The 15,645-nt window shown below is 65.0% G+C and carries 12 protein-coding genes; 6 read left to right on the top strand and 6 right to left on the bottom strand.

What is annotated here, in order from left to right:
* Positions 1–157: 157 nt before the first annotated feature.
* Positions 158–1,342 carry an NAD(P)/FAD-dependent oxidoreductase gene (locus ACFSQT_RS31450; RefSeq protein ID WP_379025449.1) on the bottom strand — a complete coding sequence of 395 codons (1,185 nt, stop codon included), beginning with the start codon at positions 1,340–1,342 and terminating at the stop codon, positions 158–160.
* Positions 1,343–1,554: 212 nt separating this feature from the next.
* Between ACFSQT_RS31450 and ACFSQT_RS31445 the strand changes: the two genes are divergently transcribed.
* The 5 genes from ACFSQT_RS31445 (at position 1,555) to ACFSQT_RS31425 (ending at position 8,288) form a co-directional block, all read left to right on the top strand.
* Positions 1,555–2,460 carry a LysR family transcriptional regulator gene (locus ACFSQT_RS31445; RefSeq protein WP_379025447.1) on the top strand — a complete coding sequence of 302 codons (906 nt, stop codon included), beginning with the start codon at positions 1,555–1,557 and terminating at the stop codon, positions 2,458–2,460.
* Between the two features lie 90 nt (positions 2,461–2,550).
* Positions 2,551–4,635, top strand: coding sequence for a hydantoinase/oxoprolinase family protein (locus ACFSQT_RS31440; RefSeq protein ID WP_379025445.1), 2,085 nt, complete (start codon positions 2,551–2,553; stop codon positions 4,633–4,635).
* Positions 4,636–4,639: 4 nt separating this feature from the next.
* Positions 4,640–6,625: a hydantoinase B/oxoprolinase family protein gene (locus ACFSQT_RS31435; protein WP_379025443.1), complete on the top strand. Its 1,986-nt coding sequence runs from the start codon at positions 4,640–4,642 to the stop codon at positions 6,623–6,625.
* Positions 6,622–6,924, top strand: a complete 303-nt coding sequence (locus tag ACFSQT_RS31430; RefSeq protein ID WP_379025441.1) for a (2Fe-2S)-binding protein — start codon at positions 6,622–6,624, stop codon at positions 6,922–6,924. The genes ACFSQT_RS31435 and ACFSQT_RS31430 overlap by 4 nt, the downstream gene beginning before the upstream one ends.
* A complete protein-coding gene (locus ACFSQT_RS31425; protein WP_379025439.1) occupies positions 6,921–8,288 on the top strand; it encodes an FAD/NAD(P)-dependent oxidoreductase in 1,368 nt (455 codons plus the stop codon). Before ACFSQT_RS31430 ends, ACFSQT_RS31425 begins: the two co-directional genes overlap by 4 nt.
* A 38-nt stretch (positions 8,289–8,326) precedes the next feature.
* Here the strand turns inward: ACFSQT_RS31425 and ACFSQT_RS31420 are convergent, their stop codons facing one another.
* Positions 8,327–9,652: an NAD(P)/FAD-dependent oxidoreductase gene (locus ACFSQT_RS31420; protein WP_379025437.1), complete on the bottom strand. Its 1,326-nt coding sequence runs from the start codon at positions 9,650–9,652 to the stop codon at positions 8,327–8,329.
* Between the two features lie 224 nt (positions 9,653–9,876).
* On the opposite strand from ACFSQT_RS31420, the gene ACFSQT_RS31415 reads away from it, so the two are divergent.
* Positions 9,877–10,353 carry an Lrp/AsnC family transcriptional regulator gene (locus ACFSQT_RS31415; protein WP_379025435.1) on the top strand — a complete coding sequence of 159 codons (477 nt, stop codon included), beginning with the start codon at positions 9,877–9,879 and terminating at the stop codon, positions 10,351–10,353.
* Between the two features lie 81 nt (positions 10,354–10,434).
* Here the strand turns inward: ACFSQT_RS31415 and ACFSQT_RS31410 are convergent, their stop codons facing one another.
* The 4 genes from ACFSQT_RS31410 to ACFSQT_RS31395 all read right to left on the bottom strand — a co-directional run bounded on the left by ACFSQT_RS31410 (position 10,435) and on the right by ACFSQT_RS31395 (position 15,587).
* The gene (locus tag ACFSQT_RS31410; protein WP_379025433.1) at positions 10,435–12,090 is read right to left on the bottom strand and encodes an ABC transporter ATP-binding protein; all 1,656 of its coding nucleotides are present in this window, start codon (positions 12,088–12,090) and stop codon (positions 10,435–10,437) included.
* Entirely contained in the window at positions 12,087–12,938 is an 852-nt protein-coding gene (locus tag ACFSQT_RS31405) for an ABC transporter permease (RefSeq protein ID WP_379025431.1), read from the bottom strand. Before ACFSQT_RS31405 ends, ACFSQT_RS31410 begins: the two co-directional genes overlap by 4 nt.
* Complete coding sequence (locus tag ACFSQT_RS31400) at positions 12,935–13,885, bottom strand: ABC transporter permease (protein WP_379025429.1); 951 nt, start codon at positions 13,883–13,885, stop codon at positions 12,935–12,937. Before ACFSQT_RS31400 ends, ACFSQT_RS31405 begins: the two co-directional genes overlap by 4 nt.
* Positions 13,886–13,976: 91 nt before the next feature.
* Positions 13,977–15,587: an ABC transporter substrate-binding protein gene (locus tag ACFSQT_RS31395; RefSeq protein ID WP_379025427.1), complete on the bottom strand. Its 1,611-nt coding sequence runs from the start codon at positions 15,585–15,587 to the stop codon at positions 13,977–13,979.
* Between the last annotated feature and the right edge of the window lie 58 nt (positions 15,588–15,645).

The raw sequence follows: 15,645 nt of genomic DNA, 5'->3' as shown, positions 1-15,645 counted from the left end.
TCTGCGCCCACCTGGGGATGATGTAAAGCCGCTTCAAAGGGCAAGAGTGCTCTGGCATAGAATAGCGTGCACAAGGGTCTGAACCTGTCATCGCGAGCGGGAGCGAAGTTGGTTAACAGATCAGTCCGAATGCAAGAATGCCGCTGAGCCGATCAATTTAAATCAACTTCTCCCGTAAGGCGTTGGAACCGTTCCGGTGAGGCCCCGATTCGTCTCTGTACGAACAAGCCGCACGGCCGAAACGATCGATCCTGAAATCATCGAGCGGTGTTTCGCAGCGACCGGTCGTGATGAGTTCGGCCATCGCGTCGCCCACACCCGGACCAAGCTGGAAACCGTGTCCGCTGAAGCCGAAGGCGTGGAACAGGCCTGGCGTCGTCGCCGAGCGTCCCATGACCGGCAGCATGTCGCGCACGTAGCCCTCGCAGCCGGACCAGGTGCGGATGAGCGCGACCTGCGCGATTGCCGGCAGCAGCCGCGCGACCGCGCGCAACTGCGTCGGTAGGCGCATGGGGTCGGCGATCGCATGGCCGGGATCGAGGTCCACCGGCACCCTTTCGGCCGCGCCGCCGAAGACGATGTTGCCCCGCTCAACCTGACGCAGATAGGCGCCGTAGTCCTTGTCGCGCGTCCAGATGCCCACCACGGGCAGGATCCGATGCGGCAGCGGCTCGGTCACGCCCATCTGCGGGCCGCGGGCGTCGAGCGGAACCTCTTCGCCGAACTGCGCGGCGATGCGCGCGCCCCAGGCTCCGGCCGTGTTGAGCAGGCAGCCGGCGGCGAATGTACCTTTTGAACTGGCGACAAGGAAACCGGAGCCCGTGTAGGTGATCTTGTCGACCTCGGCTCCCTCGATGATTTCCGCGCCGAGCTTGCGGGCAGCCGCAGCAAAGGCAGGGACGATCAGCCGCGGATTGCCGCTGCCATCTTGCGGAGAGAACGACGCCGCGACCGCTTCGGGACCGAGGCCGGGAAAGCGGGCACGTATCTCGCATGGGCCGAGTTCTTCCAAGTCAAGCCCCCAAGGGCGCGCTGCCTCGGCATAGGCCCGCATGTCGGCGAGACCGCCTTCATCGAAGATCAACCTGATATGACCAGTGGCGCGAAATTCTACGTCGTGGCCAAGCAGTCTTTCGGCTTCGCCCCACAGCTTGAGCGAGCGATGGGCCAACGGAAGCTGAGACGGATGACGCCCCGTGCGCCGGATATTGCCGAAGGAGGCGATGGTTGCACCGGCGCCGATCCGATTGCGCTCGACTAGCGTCACGCGTGCCCCGCGCCTGGCGAGGAAATAGGCCGAGGCCGTCCCCATCAGTCCGCCGCCCAGCACGATCACATCCATAGCGGCCTCTTGCGAAAAGTAACCTTTTCTGAAGCGGTTCAGCCTTTGATAGAATGGCTGACCCGCTCTAAGCATTTGTTTTTATGCAATTCCGGACGGAAAACCGCTGCGCACTTTTCCTGGAATTGCTCTGGGCCGATCTTGTCCGTGCCGCGCCATTGCGTCAAAGATGGGTTTGGACAAGAACCATAAGCTTTACCTATGGAGTGGCAATGCGGGCCCGGCAGCTCGAAGTGTTCATCGCCGTCATGCGGGCGGGCACCGTCACCGCCGCTGCGCGGATGCTGAACATTTCCCAGCCCGCTTTGAGCCAGATCCTGCTCCACACCGAGGACGAACTCGGCTTCACGCTGTTCGAGCGGGTGAAGGGCCGGCTGCGGCCGACCCCGGAAGCGCTCGAGATCTTCGCCGATGCCGAGAGGCTGTCGGCGGGGCTGGAGGGCCTGCGCCGCAAGACCACCGACCTGCGTCTGGGCCGAACTGGGCTGGTCCGGGTCGCGGCCTCGCCGCCGCCGGCCATGGCGATATTGCCGCGCGCGTTCACCGGATTCCGGGCGCAGCATCCCAATATTTTGCTGCGTTCGCATATGGCGCCGATCGCCGCGATCATCGACATGCTGCGCGCCGGCGATGTCAGCCTCGGCGTGGCCATGGACGACCGTCTGCCTCCCGATATCGAGGCGGAAGTGATCGGCAACGTCGGCTTCTCATGCCTGCTCCCCGCCGGGCATGCGTTGGCCAGAAAAACCGAGCTGACGCTCGCCGATCTCGTCGGCGAGGAATTGATATCCTATCGCGGAAACACCCGTCCCGCCGACGAGTTGGCCCATGCGGCCCGCGCGCAGGGTGCGACGCTTTCGCCGTCGCTCGAGATCGACGTGTCCATCTCCGCGGTCGGCTTCGTCCAGGCCGGTCTGGGTATCGGCCTCGTCGACGCGCTGCTGCCGTGGCAACAGTTTGCCGGGCTTGCCGTCAGGCCGCTCGCGGCGGGGCCGGAATTTCCGATCGCGCTGCTGACCTCGCGCACACGGGCTCTTTCGCGGGCTGATGAGACGATGCGCAAGCAAATCCGTGCGGCCTGTTCCGCCGTTCTGAGCGAAGACGGCACAAGGGCATAAGCAAACCTTATATCCTTGCTCGTCATACGTCTTGGACCCGGACCACCCGGTCATGCCAGCTTTCGGGCGGCAGACAGGAAGGGACGCGTCATGGACGATGCCATCGCTTGCGCGGCGGATGAAGTGCACAACGGAACCGACTGGAAGGTCGGCGTCGATATCGGCGGGACATTCATCGATTTCTGCGCGCTCGAAGCCCGCTCCGGACGGATCGCCTCGCTGAAAGTGCTGACGACGCCGGAAGATCCGGGCGCCGAACTGATGACGGGCCTCACGCTTCTGGCCGAACGCGAAGGCTTAGATCCTGCGCACATGACGCGCTTCGTGCACGGCACGACCGTCGGCATCAACACGATCATCCAGCGCAAGGGCGCGCCGCTCGCGCTGTTCACCAATGCCGGTTTCGAGGATGTGATCGAACTCGCGCGGCTGCGAATGCCGGACATGTATTCGCTGTTCTGCTCGCGGCCGGACCCGCTGATCTCGCGCGACATGGTGTTCGGCATTCCGGTCCGCATGCGTGCCGACGGGAGTGAATCCCAGGCACCGGACATGGCGGCGGTGGAGAGGGCGGTGGCAGTGGCGAAGGCAAACGGGGCGCAAGGGATCATCGTCTCCTTCCTCCATTCCTGGCGCAATGTCGCGCAGGAAGCCTCCGTCAAGGCGGCGATCGCGCGTCTCGCGCCCGATCTCTTCGTCTTCTCCTCGGCCGAGGTGTGGCCGGTCATCCGCGAATACGAGCGCAGCTCGACCGCCATTCTCAATGGCTATGTCCATCCGCGCGTCTCGGGCTATCTGACGGCGCTGGAAGAGCGGCTGAAGGGCCGCGGCGTGCCGGCCCGCCCGATGCTGACGAAGTCGAACGGCGGGCTGATGAACGCTGCCGAAGGCAAGCGCGCCTGCGTGAACATGCTGCTGTCGGGAACTGCCTCCGGCGTCATTGGCGCCTCGTGGCTGGCGCGTCAGGCAGGCGAAGACAAGGTTCTTACCCTCGACGTCGGCGGCACCTCGGCCGACTTCGCGCTCATCATCGGCGGCGAGGCGCAGTTCGGCACCGGCGAACTGATCGGCGAATTCCCGCTGCATATCCCCTCCGTGTCGGTGAGCTCGATCGGCGTCGGCGGCGGCTCGATCGCCGGTGTCGACGCGCAGGGGGTGTTGCGGGTCGGGCCGGAGTCGGCCGGTTCGACGCCGGGCCCGGCATGCTATGGCCGCGGCGGCGGGCGGCCGACGGTGACGGACGCCATGGTGGTGTGCGGATGGCTCGGTCACAGCGAGATGGCCTACGGCCAGCTGCGGATCGATACCGGACTAGCGCATCGCGCGGTCGGCGACCTTGCCGCCCGGCTCGGCCGCCCGGTCAAGCAGACCGCGCAGGCGATCCTCGACATCGCGGTGTCGGAGATGTTCGTCGAGGTCGAGAAACTCGCCTCGCGCGCCGGCGTGGACTTGCGCGATTTCACCTTGATGCCCTTCGGCGGCGGTGGCCCCATGCTCGGCGCCTTCCTTGCTCGCGAACTGGGGATTAAACGTGTCATGGCGCCCCGTCGTCCAGGCGTGGTGTCGGCGCTGGGCGGTCTGGTGGCGGATCTGCGCGGCGACTTCATTCGCACCATCTTCAGCCCGCTGTCGGGCATGTCGCTTGCCGGAATTCGCGAGGCCTTCGAGGCCCTCGCGCGTGAGGGTCGCGACTGGCTTGCGGCGCAGGGGCACGACGGGGCGGCGGAGCTCAGTCTCTCCTGCGACATGCGTTATGTCGGGCAGAGTTACGAGATCGAGGTTGTCCTTCTGCCGGAATGGCTGACGGACGGCAACGCGGGCGCAATCGGGCAGGCCTTCCACCTCACCCATCAGCAGCTCTATGATTTCCACGACCCGGACGGCGAGATCGAGCTTGTGAACGTCCGGCTGTCAGCCATAGGCGCCGGGCCGAAACTCTCCCTCCCGGAGACCGAAGAAGTGGGAGTTGCGGCCATCCCGGCGCGCCGGCTCCCGGTCTATACCGGCTTGAGCGTCGAAACCGTCGACCTCCACGACCGGCAGGCCCTCGTGTCGGGCAGCACGTTCCACGGGCCTGCCGTGGTCGTTCAGGAAGACACCACCTTCGCCATTCCCGCCGGAGCGCAGGCAAGGGTCGACCGCCATCTCAACCTTCTGCTGACCTTCCCGGAGTGATCCCTTGTTTGACCGCACAAACCTTCAGGTTCTGGCGAACCACGCCCGCGCGGCGGCCGAGAACATGGCGCACACGCTGCACCGCACCGCGCACTCCGCCTTCGTCAAGGAGACGCAGGACTTCACGGTGATGCTGATGGATCGCTCAGGCGCGACCTTCGCCGTCCCAATGGAACTCGGCGCCACTTGGTATCCGGGACTGTCGTATCACCGCGCGATCGCGATGGTGGACGACTACCGGCCGGGGGACGTTGCGTTCACCAACGATCCCTATTCCGGCTACGTTGCCACGCACGCACCCGACACGCATCTGTGGAAGCCGGTCTTCGTCGACGGCGAGATCGTCGCCTGGACCGGAGGGCACATCCACAACACCGACATGGGCGGCGCAGTGCCGGCTTCACTCAGCCGGGCGCTGACCGAAATCCATCAGGAAGGGATTCGCTTTCCTCCCATGAAGCTGGTGAACGAGGGCGTCTTCGACGAGACGATCCTGCGGATCATGAGCACCAATGTGCGCAAGCCCGACCTCAACATCGGCGACATCAAGGCGCTGGTCGGCGCGCTCAACAGCGGCGAGCGCAAGATCCAGGCAATGGTGAGGAAGTTCGGCAAGGCCGGCTTCATCGAAGGCGTTTCCGCTCTTCTCGACCATGCCGAGGCGCAGGCGCGCGACGTGCTGCGCTCTATGCCCGACGGGACGTGGGAATTCGCCGACTATGCCGACGAGGATTCGGTCGAAGCCAATCCGTGCCGGCTGAAGCTGAGGCTGACGATCAGCGGCGACAAGGCGGTGCTCGACTTCACCGGCTCCGATCCGCAACTCGGCTCCTCGCTTAACGTGCCTTCAGGCGGCGACCCGCGCCACACCATGCTGTTGGTGGGCGTCTACTACGTGCTCTATACGCTGAACCCGAAGATCCTGCTCAACACGGGCCTTACCCGGCCATTCACCTGCATCACACCTCAAGGTTCGGTGCTGAATCCGGTCCACCCCGCCGCCGTGGGCATGCGCTCGCTCACCTGCGCCCGGCTGCGGTCAGTCATCTTCGGCGCCTTCTCGCAAGTGGTGCCGGAGCGCCTGCCCGCGGCGCCGGCCGGCAACAACTGCATCGTCAACGTCATGACCACGGACGAGCGGACCAGCCGGAGCGTCATCGCGGCGGTGAACCCCGTGGTCGGTGGCGGCGGCGCGATGCCGCATCGCGACGGCACCAACGGATCGGGAGCCGATGCCGCCTATCTCAAGAACACGCCGATCGAGATCACCGAGACCGAAACCCCGGTCGAATTCGTGAAATACGGGCTCGCCAGGGACAGCGGCGGTGCGGGCCGATGGCGCGGCGGGCTGGCGACCGAGATGGCCTTCCGTGTCTTCGCCCCCGATTCCAGGATCACGGCGCGCAACCGCGACCGTAGCCTCTTTCGTCCCTGGGGCGTGCTGGGCGGCAAAGCGGCCGGCCTGTCGGACATGGTTGTCAATCCGGGGACCGAGCACGAGCGGCGGCTGGGCAACATCGACACTGCGGTTCTGCAGCCTGGCGACGTGCTCGACATCCGCTCCGCCGGAGGCGGCGGGCGCGGCGATCCGCATGAGCGCGAGTCGTGGCAGGTCGTGCAGGACGTACGGCGCGGCTATGTCTCGCCGGCTGCGGCCGAACGCGACTATGGCGTCGTCATCCGCAACGGTCGGGTCGACGAACAGGCGACGAAAAGGCTGCGCGCACGGAAAGGGCCGGCGGCCGGCCATTTCCATTTCGGTCCGGAGCGTGAAGGCTACGAAGCGCAGTGGACGCCGGCCGCCTATGACCGGCTCACCGCCATACTAAGGGACTTGCCGATTCACTGGCGGTTCTTCGCCAAGACGGAGATATTCCGCCGCATGAAAGGGCGTTCGGGACCGGAAGGCGTCCAGGTGGCGTTCGATGCGGTCTGCGAACGGTTCCCCGAACTGCCCCGTCCTCGCCCGGTGCAAGAGGCCGCTGAATGATCGCCACCGGCCGCATCGTCCGGCTGGCCGAGCGCGACCGAGCGCAGCTGCATTTGTTTCTCGACGGGCAGGTGTGCACTGCACTCGCGGGCGATACCGTGCTGACCGCCATGCTGGCTTCAGGGCATGCGTTGCGAAAATCCGAGTTCGGACCCGAGCCGCGGGCCGGGTTCTGCCTGATGGGAGCCTGCCAGGATTGCTGGGTGTGGCAGGACAAGGGACCGCGGCTGCGGGCGTGCTCGGCACTTGTCAGTGAAGGCATGCGGTTGCGCACGACGCCATCGGAGAGCTGGCCGTGAGCGAAACCTTGCCGCCGCGGATCGTGATCGTGGGCGCCGGTCCAGCCGGCATAAGGGCGGCAGCTACGCTGGTCGAGGCCGGGCTCCATCCTGTGGTGATCGACGAAGGGCAGCGCGCAGGTGGGCAGATCTATCGCCGCCCGCCGGCCGGGTTCACCCGCACACCGGAGCAACTCTACGGGTCGGAGGCGGCGAAGGCCGGCGCGCTGCATGCGCACTTCGACCGGCTAGCCGCAGAGGGGCGGCTCACCCATTGTGCGGCGAGCTCGGTCATCGCAGTGCATGAGGGTCGGCTGCACATGCTGGGGGAGGGCGGCGTGCAGATGATCGGCTATGATCGCCTGATCGTAGCCACCGGTGCGTCCGACCGCGTCGCTCCGGTCCCGGGCTGGCAAAGCGCTGGCGCCTACAGCCTTGGCGCGGCGCAGATCGCGCTCAAGGCGCAGGGCGTGGCCCTCGGGCGGCGCATCGTGCTGATCGGATCGGGGCCTTTGCTGACGCTGGTCGGCGCCCAGCTCGTCGAGGCTGGGGCGGATGTGGTGGCGGTGCTGGACACCTCTCCCTGGCGCCAGCAGATGCGGGGGCTCTGGGAACTTGCCGCGCGGCCGTTGGTCGCGCTGCGCGGTCTGGCCCTCCGGGCAAGGCTCGGCGGTCGCTATCATGCAGGCGTGACGCTCGAACGGATCGAGGCCGACGGGAAAGGTGTCACAGCGATGCGCTGGCGCGACGCCGGCGGCAGGGAACGCCTCACTCCATGCGACATGATCGGCATGGGCTGGCACCTGCGGGCGGAGGCGCATCTGGCCGACCTGGCGGGATGCGCCTTCATTTATGACGAGCAGTGGCGGCAATGGCTGCCAAAAACTGACGAGATGGGTCGGGCCGGCAATGGAGTCTACCTGGCGGGCGATGGGGTTCGTCTTCTGGGAGCGGACGGCGCGGAGATCGCAGGGCGTCTCGCGGCGGCGGTATGCCTTGCCGATCTCGGACATCCGGCGCCCACCACCAATGCCGATCTGCGCAAGCTCGCACGGCTCGAGCGCTTTGCCCGCGGCCTGGCTTGCGCTTTTCCCTGGCCGGCCGCGATGGTGCGGGCGCTCCCTGATGAAGCAATCGTCTGCCGCTGCGAGAACGTGACTGCCGGAGCCGTACGCGAGAGCGCGGGTTTCGGCGGCGCCGAGGCCAACAGGGTGAAATCGCTGTCGCGCGTCGGCATGGGGCGATGCCAGGGGCGCTATTGTCAGTTGGCTGCCGTTGAGCTTGTTGCGACCCAAGCCGGCTGCACGCCCGACGCTGTCGGCCGGTTCCGCGGGCAGGCTCCAGTCCGGCCAGCGCCTATCGGCGCTTTTCTGCGGAACGGCTGATGCAATTGCGGAGGCCGCGCATGGATCAGGATCACATCCTAGAAATCGGCGACCTTCCCCCAGGCCGAAGCATCGAAGCGCTGCGGGTCGTAGGACTTCGGATCAACGATCGGTTTGGAGCCAGTCACCAGATCGGCGACGAGGTGCCCGGCGCCGGGTCCGATGCCAAAGCCGTGTCCTGAAAACCCGGCAGCCAGGAAGAAACCAGGAATGGTATTTATCTCGCCGATGGCAGGCACGCCGTCCGGCGTGCTGTCGATGTAGCCGGCCCAGGCCGCGCTGATCCTGGTGTTGCGCAGGGCCGGCAGCAGCTCGAGCGCCCGGGCGTGGGTCAGGCGGATGGTCGCCTGGTCCGGAGCCGGATCGAGGGTGCGCATCCGCTCCATCGGCGTCGGCTGGTCGAGCCGCCAATGCCGGAGCGTTTCGTGGCCCGAGCGCATGCCCTCCAGACCGCCGGGTGCGAGGCTGCGCCACCGCTTCAGAAACATGGGCAGGAACTGCGACGAGAAACGCAGCTGCTGCGGCGTGACGTCCACGCGGCCGCGTCCGCTTATGGCGAGCGTGTAGCCACCGTCGCTGCGACGAGTGGCCGAGATTCTTGCTGTGTGCAGCGCATCCGGCAGGCCCTCCGCGCCCGGCGAAACGGACAGGATGGAGGAGCGGACCGACGCCTGCGGAAAGCGGAAACCGAACTGATGGCAGAAGGAGGAGGCCCAGGCGCCGCCGGCCAGGACTGCCACCTTCGTCAGGATCGTTCCGCTTTCCGTGACCACGCCGCTCAGGCGCCCGCCCTCGGTCTCGATACCGCGCGCGGCGCAATTCTGGTGTACGGAGCCCCCGAGCTTGAGAATGGCGCGGGCGACCGAGGGCGCGGCCCGCGACGGATCGGCGGTGCCGTCGGTAGGCGAGGAGACCCCGCCCTTCCATGTCCGGCCCGTGGCGCGGCCCCGCTCGCTGGCCTCGGCGCCGTCAAGCATGTGCGTGGTAATGCCGGCCGTTCTGGCGAAGTCACGCCAGCGCGCCCAGCCGGCCAGTTCCGCCTCGTCATTGCTGAGATAGAGCAGGCCGCAGCGGCGAAAGCCGGTATCTTCGCCGGTTTCCGTCGCAAAGCTGTCCCACAGATCGAGGCTGCTGGTCGCCATCGGCAGCTCGCGGGCGTCGCGATTCTGCTGGCGGCACCATCCCCAGTTCCTCGAGGATTGCTCGGCGCCGATGCGTCCCTTTTCGACAAGCGCGACCTGCATGCCGCGCCGCGCAAGGTAGTAGGCCGCGAAGACGCCTACGATGCCGCCGCCGATCACCACCGCGTCCGCGGACTGGGGCAGTTCGCCTGATGTCTCGATTTGCTGCAGTGGCGCGCGCATGGTCCTCTCTGCCTTGAAGCGCCAATTTAGCGCGTTGCGCAGGCAGCCGCTGCTGCAATTGAGGCCGGCGCAGAATTTTATTCCGGCAGTTGGCTCAAAATCGGGAGTCACTGCGTTTCAAAGCGCTGTCCGCTTGGATGGACAGGCCAACGGGCTGTGGTAGTGTCAATGTCCATAAGCAAGGCAGCATTTTGTGCTGTGGCGTGCGTTCTGCGGAGACGACCGTGAAACTGGATCGGATCGACATAAAGATTCTACACGAATTGCAGAAGAACGGCCGCATCACCAATGTGGAACTGGCCGATCTGGTGCATCTGTCGCCAAGCCCGTGCCTGATGCGGGTCAAGAAGCTCCAGTCGGAGGGCTACATCGAAGGCTATTCCGCGCAAGTCAATATCAGCAAGCTTGGCCAGACGCTGACCGTGTTCACCGAAATCACCTTGAAGAACCACCGCCAGGTCGACTTCGCCCGCTTTCTCGCTGTCGTGGAGAAGATCGACCAGGTCATCGAATGCCACCTCGTGTCGGGCGGCTACGACTATTTGATGAAATTCGTGACCGCCGGCATAGCCGAGTACCAAACGATCATGGAGCGGCTGACCGACATGGATATCGGCATCGACAAGTATTTCAGCTTCGTCGTGCTGAAGTCCCCCATCGTCAAGACACACATGCCGCTGCCCAGCCTGTTTCCGAGGTAGGACTCCGCGCTTCGTCGCTCTGGGATCCGTTTCAAAGCAATTCCGGACGGAAAAGCGCCACAGGCCTTCCTGGAATTGCTCTTAGCGATGGCCGTACTGGCTGACCAATTCTGGGTCGCGGACGAGGCCGTCGAGCCATGTCGGGTCAAGCTTCGGCACGGAGGAGAACAGAAGCTTGGAATAGGGGTGGGTGGGCGCCTTCAGCTTGTCGGGCGTGATCTGCTCCACCCGCTCCCCGTTGTACATGACCATGATCTCGTCGCAGATCGCTTCGACGACGGAGAGGTCGTGGCTGATGAAAATGTAGGAAAGGCCCAACTCGCGCTGCAGCTCCTTGAGCAGTTCGATCACGGCGGCCGCCACCACCGTGTCGAGCGCCGAGGTGATTTCGTCGCAGATGATAAGCTTCGGTCCGGCCGCCAGCGCGCGCGCGAAGTTCACGCGCTGCTTCTGGCCGCCCGAGAGCTCCGACGGGCGACGGTAGCGCAGCGCCCTGGGCAGGCGAACCATGTCGAGCAGTTCGTCCACGCGCTTCGAGCGCGCCTGCCTGTCGAGCCGGTGATAGAAGGCCAGCGGCCGGGAGATGATATCCTCCACCGGCTTGGCCGGATTGAGCGCGGTATCGGCATACTGGAACACGATCTGCATCTCGCGCAGCTGGTCCTGGCTGCGTTTCCCTGCAGCGCGCTGCAATTCCTTGCCGTCGAATATGATGTCGCCGGCCGCCGCCGGATGGATACCGGCGATGACGCGCGCCAGCGTCGATTTTCCGCAGCCGGATTCGCCGATGATGCCGAGGTTGCGCCCCTTCTCGACGACCAGGCTGACGGAATCGACGGCCCGGATGAGTGGCAGTCCGTCATCCCGCACCGCGCCATAACCTGCCGTCACATTGTCGATGCGCAGCAACGGCTTCGCGCTGGCATCCGCGTCGGCATGCGCTTGCCGCGGCTTCGGCTCGAAGGCAGCCAGAAGTTCGCGCGTATAGGGGTGCTGGGCAGCTGAAAGAATCTGAGCCGTGGAGCCGGTCTCCTGCACTTCGCCGCCCTTCAGCACAACGATGTGGTCGGCGATCTGGGCGACGACGGCGAGGTCGTGGGAGACATAGACACCTGCTATCCCACCCGCCCGCATGACCGACTTGAACGCCTTCAGCACGTCGATCTGCGTCGTCACGTCGAGTGCCGTCGTCGGCTCGTCGAAGATGACCAGCTTGGGATCGCCGATAAGCGCCATGGCCGCCGACAGCCGCTGCAATTGCCCGCCCGAAACCTGGTGCGGATAACGGGAACCGATCCCTTCCGGGTCCGGCAGCGACAAGGCCCTGAACAGCTCGACCGCGCGCTTTCGCGCCTGCTCGGGCGGCATCAGCCTGTGAATGCGCGTAACCTCGATCACCTGCTCCATGATGGTGGACGAGGGGTTGAAGGAGGCGGCGGCACTTTGCGGAACATAGGCAATGTCGGTGCCTCGCAACCTGGCCCGCTGCTTTTCGGAAAGGGCGGCCATGTTCTTGCCGTTCACATTGATCTCGCCGCCGGCGATCCGGCAGCCGGGCCGCGCATAGCCCATCAGCGAGAGCGCCACCGTGGTCTTGCCGGACCCGCTTTCACCGATCAGGGCGACGATCTCGCCGTCGGCGATGTCGAGGCTGACGCCCTTGATGATCTCGACAAGCCGTCCGGCGTCGGTCCTCGCCTCGATCCTGAGATTCCTGACCTCGACGAGATTGGTCATGCGTCCCGGTCCCTGATCTTCTGCGGCAGGTTGTCGATCAGCAGGTTGACGCTGATGGTGAGGCTGGCGAGCGCCAGCGAGGGCACGATGACGGCGGGGGCCGCGAAGGGCAGGCCGCCGATGTTCTCACGCACCAGCGCACCCCAGTCGGCAAGCGGCGGCTGCAGACCGAGCCCGAGGAAGGACAGGCCGGAGAGCAAAAGCACGATGAAGACGAAGCGCAGGCCGAAGTCAGCCAGCACCGGGCGAATGATGTTGGGCAGGATCTCGGACCCGATGAGGTAGGCGGTACTCTCGCCGCGGACACGGGCGACGGTGATGAAGTCCATGGTGTTGATGTTGACGGCGAGCGCGCGCGCGAAGCGGTAGGCACCCGGGATATAGATGACGGCGAGCGTCAGGATCAGCACGGGAATCGACGAGCCGACGGCGGCGACGACCACAAGGCCGAACAGCTTGCTGGGGATGGAGTTCATGGCGTCCAGGAAGCGGCTGAGGCAGGTGTCGAGCCAGCCGCCGGTGACGGCCGCGATCATACCCAGCACGACACCTGAAAAGCAGGCGATGGAGACGGCGGCCAGCGATATGCCGACGGTGTAGCGTGCGCCCATCAGAACCCGCGAAAGCATATCGCGCCCCAGATAGTCCGATCCGAGCCACAGCCCCTGGCGCATCGGGCCGAAATAGTCGTCATCGACGATGTCGCCGATCGGATGGGGAATGACGTAGGGCGCGAAGATCGCGACGAGCGTCCACGCCAGGATAACCAGTGCGGCCACGACGCCCACGAGGTTGTAGCCGTGGCCCAGGAAGGACCGTCGGGAGGTTGTCGCGCGCGCCATCGTCATCTGAGCCTCGGGTTGGACATGATGGCGACGACGTCGGCGGCAGTGATGAGGAAGAGATAGCCGAGGCAGAAGATCATCGCGCAGCTCTGGATCAGCGGTAGGTCGCGGGTCGCGACCGCATCGACCATCAGCTTGGCGATGCCGGGATAGTTGAAAATCGTCTCCACGATGATGACGCCGCCGACCAGATAGGACAGCGAGAGCGCGACCGCGTTGACGATCGGCCCAAGCGCGTTGGGGAGCGCGTGCCTCAGCACCATGCGGCTGCGCGAGGCGCCTTTCAGAAGCGCCATCTCGACATAAGGCGTGGAGAGCGTCTCGATCACCGCGGCGCGCGTCATGCGGATCATCTGGGCGGAGATGACGAAGGTGAGCGTGATCACCGGCATTGCATAGATGCGCACGAGATCGGTCAGTGAATGCGCTTCATTGACCGAGGACAATGCCGGCAGCCATTTGAGATAGACGGCGAAAAGCAGGACCGCGAGTGTCGCGACCATGAATTCCGGGACAGAGATGACGCCGATCGACAGGATGGTGACGGTGCGGTCGTAGATGGAGCCTCGCAGCATCGCGGCGGTGATGCCGAGCGTCAGCGCCAGCGGCACCGAAAGCAGCGTGGTGATGCCGGCGAGCTTCGCGGTGTTGACCAGGCGCCCGCCGATCAGCGCCGCGACGGGCATCTCGTTGGCATAGGAGGTGCCAAGGTCGCCGTGGAGCAGGCCGAGAAGCCAGCGCAGGAAGCGCAGGATCGCCGGATCGTTGAGATGCATGGCCTCCCGCAGGCCGGCGACCGCTTCTGGAGTCGCCGCTTGACCGAGCAGGATCGACGCAGTGTCGCCAGGCAGCATGCTGGTGGCGAAAAACACGGCGAACAGCACGATCAAAAGCGTGACGGCCGCGATCCCCAGCCGCTTCAGCACGAGGTTAAGAACCCCAGACGTCATGGAAGCGCTCTCCGCGGTTGCGTTCGGCCAAACAATCGTGCGCAATGCAATGCCGGGGGACCGGCTGACCGGCCCCCGCGGCAGGCATCTCCTAGGCTTCGAGCCAGAGATATTCCGCCATTGCGTAGCCCATCATGCCACCGAGCGGGTTCGCCTCCAAACCCTTCACCTTGCTGGAGAGGGCATCCACGTTGGAAATGTAGGCCGGGATGATGGTGCCGGCCTCGTCGGAGACCATGACCTGCATCTGGTTGTAGATTTCCTTGCGCTTGGCCTGGTCGAGCGAGCCGCGCGCCTCGACGAGCAGCTTGTCGAACTTCTCGGACTTGTACTGGCTTTCGTTCCAGGGCGCGTTCGAGGCGTAGAGGAGCGAGAACAGGATGTCCGGCGTCGGGCGTGGATTGATGTTGCCGAAATGGATTGGCGCCTTGAGCCAGTAATTGTCCCAATAGCCGTCGGACGGGACACGCTGGACGTCCAGCTTCATGCCGATATCAGCGCCGGAGGCCTGGATGATCATCGCCATGTCGATCGACGAAGTCGCGGCGTCGGACGCGATCACCGGGATGGACTGGCCGAGCAGGCCTGACTTCTGGAAGTGGAACTTCGCCTTATCCGGGTCGAAAGCCTTCGGCTTGATGTCGGGATTGTGGAAGATGTTTGCCGGCGAGACAGGCTGGTCGTTGCCGATCTCGCCAAGGCCGCGCAACGCCGATTTGACGATCTGCTCGCGGTTGACGAGATACTTCATGCCAGCCACGAAGTCGGCCTTGTTGCCCGGATCCATGTCGAGCCGGATGTTGAGGTCGGTGTAGTTGCCCGAGGTCGTCTTCGACAGCTCGAAGCCCTGCTGGCCGCCGATGAGCTTCATCGCACGCGGATTGATCGCGGCGGCGAAATTAATGTCACCGGAAAGCAGAGCGTTGACGCGGGCGCTGTCGTCGCTGATGGCGATGAATTCGAAAGAGTCCAGGTAGGGCTTGCCCGATTTCCAATAGTTCTTGTTCTTGGTGACGACCGACCGTACGCCCGGTTCGAAGGTTTGCAGCACGAAGGCGCCGGTGCCATTGCCCTTGGAGAAGTCCGTGGTGCCGTCCTGGACGATCATGAAATGATGCAGCGCCAGGATGGTCGGCAGGTCGGCATTCGGGTCGGCGAGCGTGATCTCCACGGTCGACTTGTCGACCGCCTTGAAGCCAGTCATCTGCGCGGCGATCTTGGCAACCTTGGAACCAACCGATTTGTCGAGATGGCGCTTCAGCGAGAAGACGACGTCGTCGGCGGTGAGGTCCTTGCCGTCATGGAAGGTGACGCCCTTGCGCAGCTTCACCCTCCAGGTCTTGGCGTCCTTGCTGTCGAAGCTCTCGGCCAGCTCCATCTGCGTGACGCCATCCTTGTCGAGGAAAGTCAGGCGGTTGTAGAGCGAGCAGCAGCGGACATAGTCGGTGGAGAGCGACGCCTTTGCCGGATCGAGCGTGTCGGCGGTCGAGGACGACCAGCCGGCGGCCTTGAAACTCCCGCCGGAAACCGGTGTGGCGGCGACGGCATTGGTGGCACGGCCGAGCATCACGCTGCCCGCGGCAACAGCGGCGCCGCCGGCCAACAGCATCTTGAGAAGTTCGCGGCGGCTCGCGCCCCGCCGAATGGCGTTTTCGACCATGGCATCGTCTGCGCTGGTCCAGTTCGTGATCTTGTCGGTCATATCATTCCCCTTTCTGTTTGTTTCTCCGGGATGCTCGTCTTGTCGCGGCTTTCCGGCT

This window comes from Mesorhizobium calcicola (assembly GCF_042682105.1).
In the GTDB taxonomy this organism is placed as follows: Bacteria; Pseudomonadota; Alphaproteobacteria; order Rhizobiales; family Rhizobiaceae; genus Mesorhizobium; species Mesorhizobium calcicola.
This window is presented reverse-complemented; position numbering and strand designations above follow the sequence as displayed.

Bases quoted from the DNA above. Each gene is read 5' to 3' on its own strand.
- ACFSQT_RS31450 (WP_379025449.1), bottom strand. From the start codon at position 1,342: ATGGATGTGATCGTGCTGGGCGGCGGACTGATGGGGACGGCCTCGGCC.
- ACFSQT_RS31445 (WP_379025447.1), top strand. From the start codon at position 1,555: ATGCGGGCCCGGCAGCTCGAAGTGTTCATCGCCGTCATGCGGGCGGGC.
- ACFSQT_RS31440 (WP_379025445.1), top strand. From the start codon at position 2,551: ATGGACGATGCCATCGCTTGCGCGGCGGATGAAGTGCACAACGGAACC.
- ACFSQT_RS31430 (WP_379025441.1), top strand. From the start codon at position 6,622: ATGATCGCCACCGGCCGCATCGTCCGGCTGGCCGAGCGCGACCGAGCG.
- ACFSQT_RS31420 (WP_379025437.1), bottom strand. From the start codon at position 9,652: ATGCGCGCGCCACTGCAGCAAATCGAGACATCAGGCGAACTGCCCCAG.
- ACFSQT_RS31410 (WP_379025433.1), bottom strand. From the start codon at position 12,090: ATGACCAATCTCGTCGAGGTCAGGAATCTCAGGATCGAGGCGAGGACC.
- ACFSQT_RS31405 (WP_379025431.1), bottom strand. From the start codon at position 12,938: ATGACGATGGCGCGCGCGACAACCTCCCGACGGTCCTTCCTGGGCCAC.
- ACFSQT_RS31400 (WP_379025429.1), bottom strand. From the start codon at position 13,885: ATGACGTCTGGGGTTCTTAACCTCGTGCTGAAGCGGCTGGGGATCGCG.
- ACFSQT_RS31395 (WP_379025427.1), bottom strand. From the start codon at position 15,587: ATGACCGACAAGATCACGAACTGGACCAGCGCAGACGATGCCATGGTC.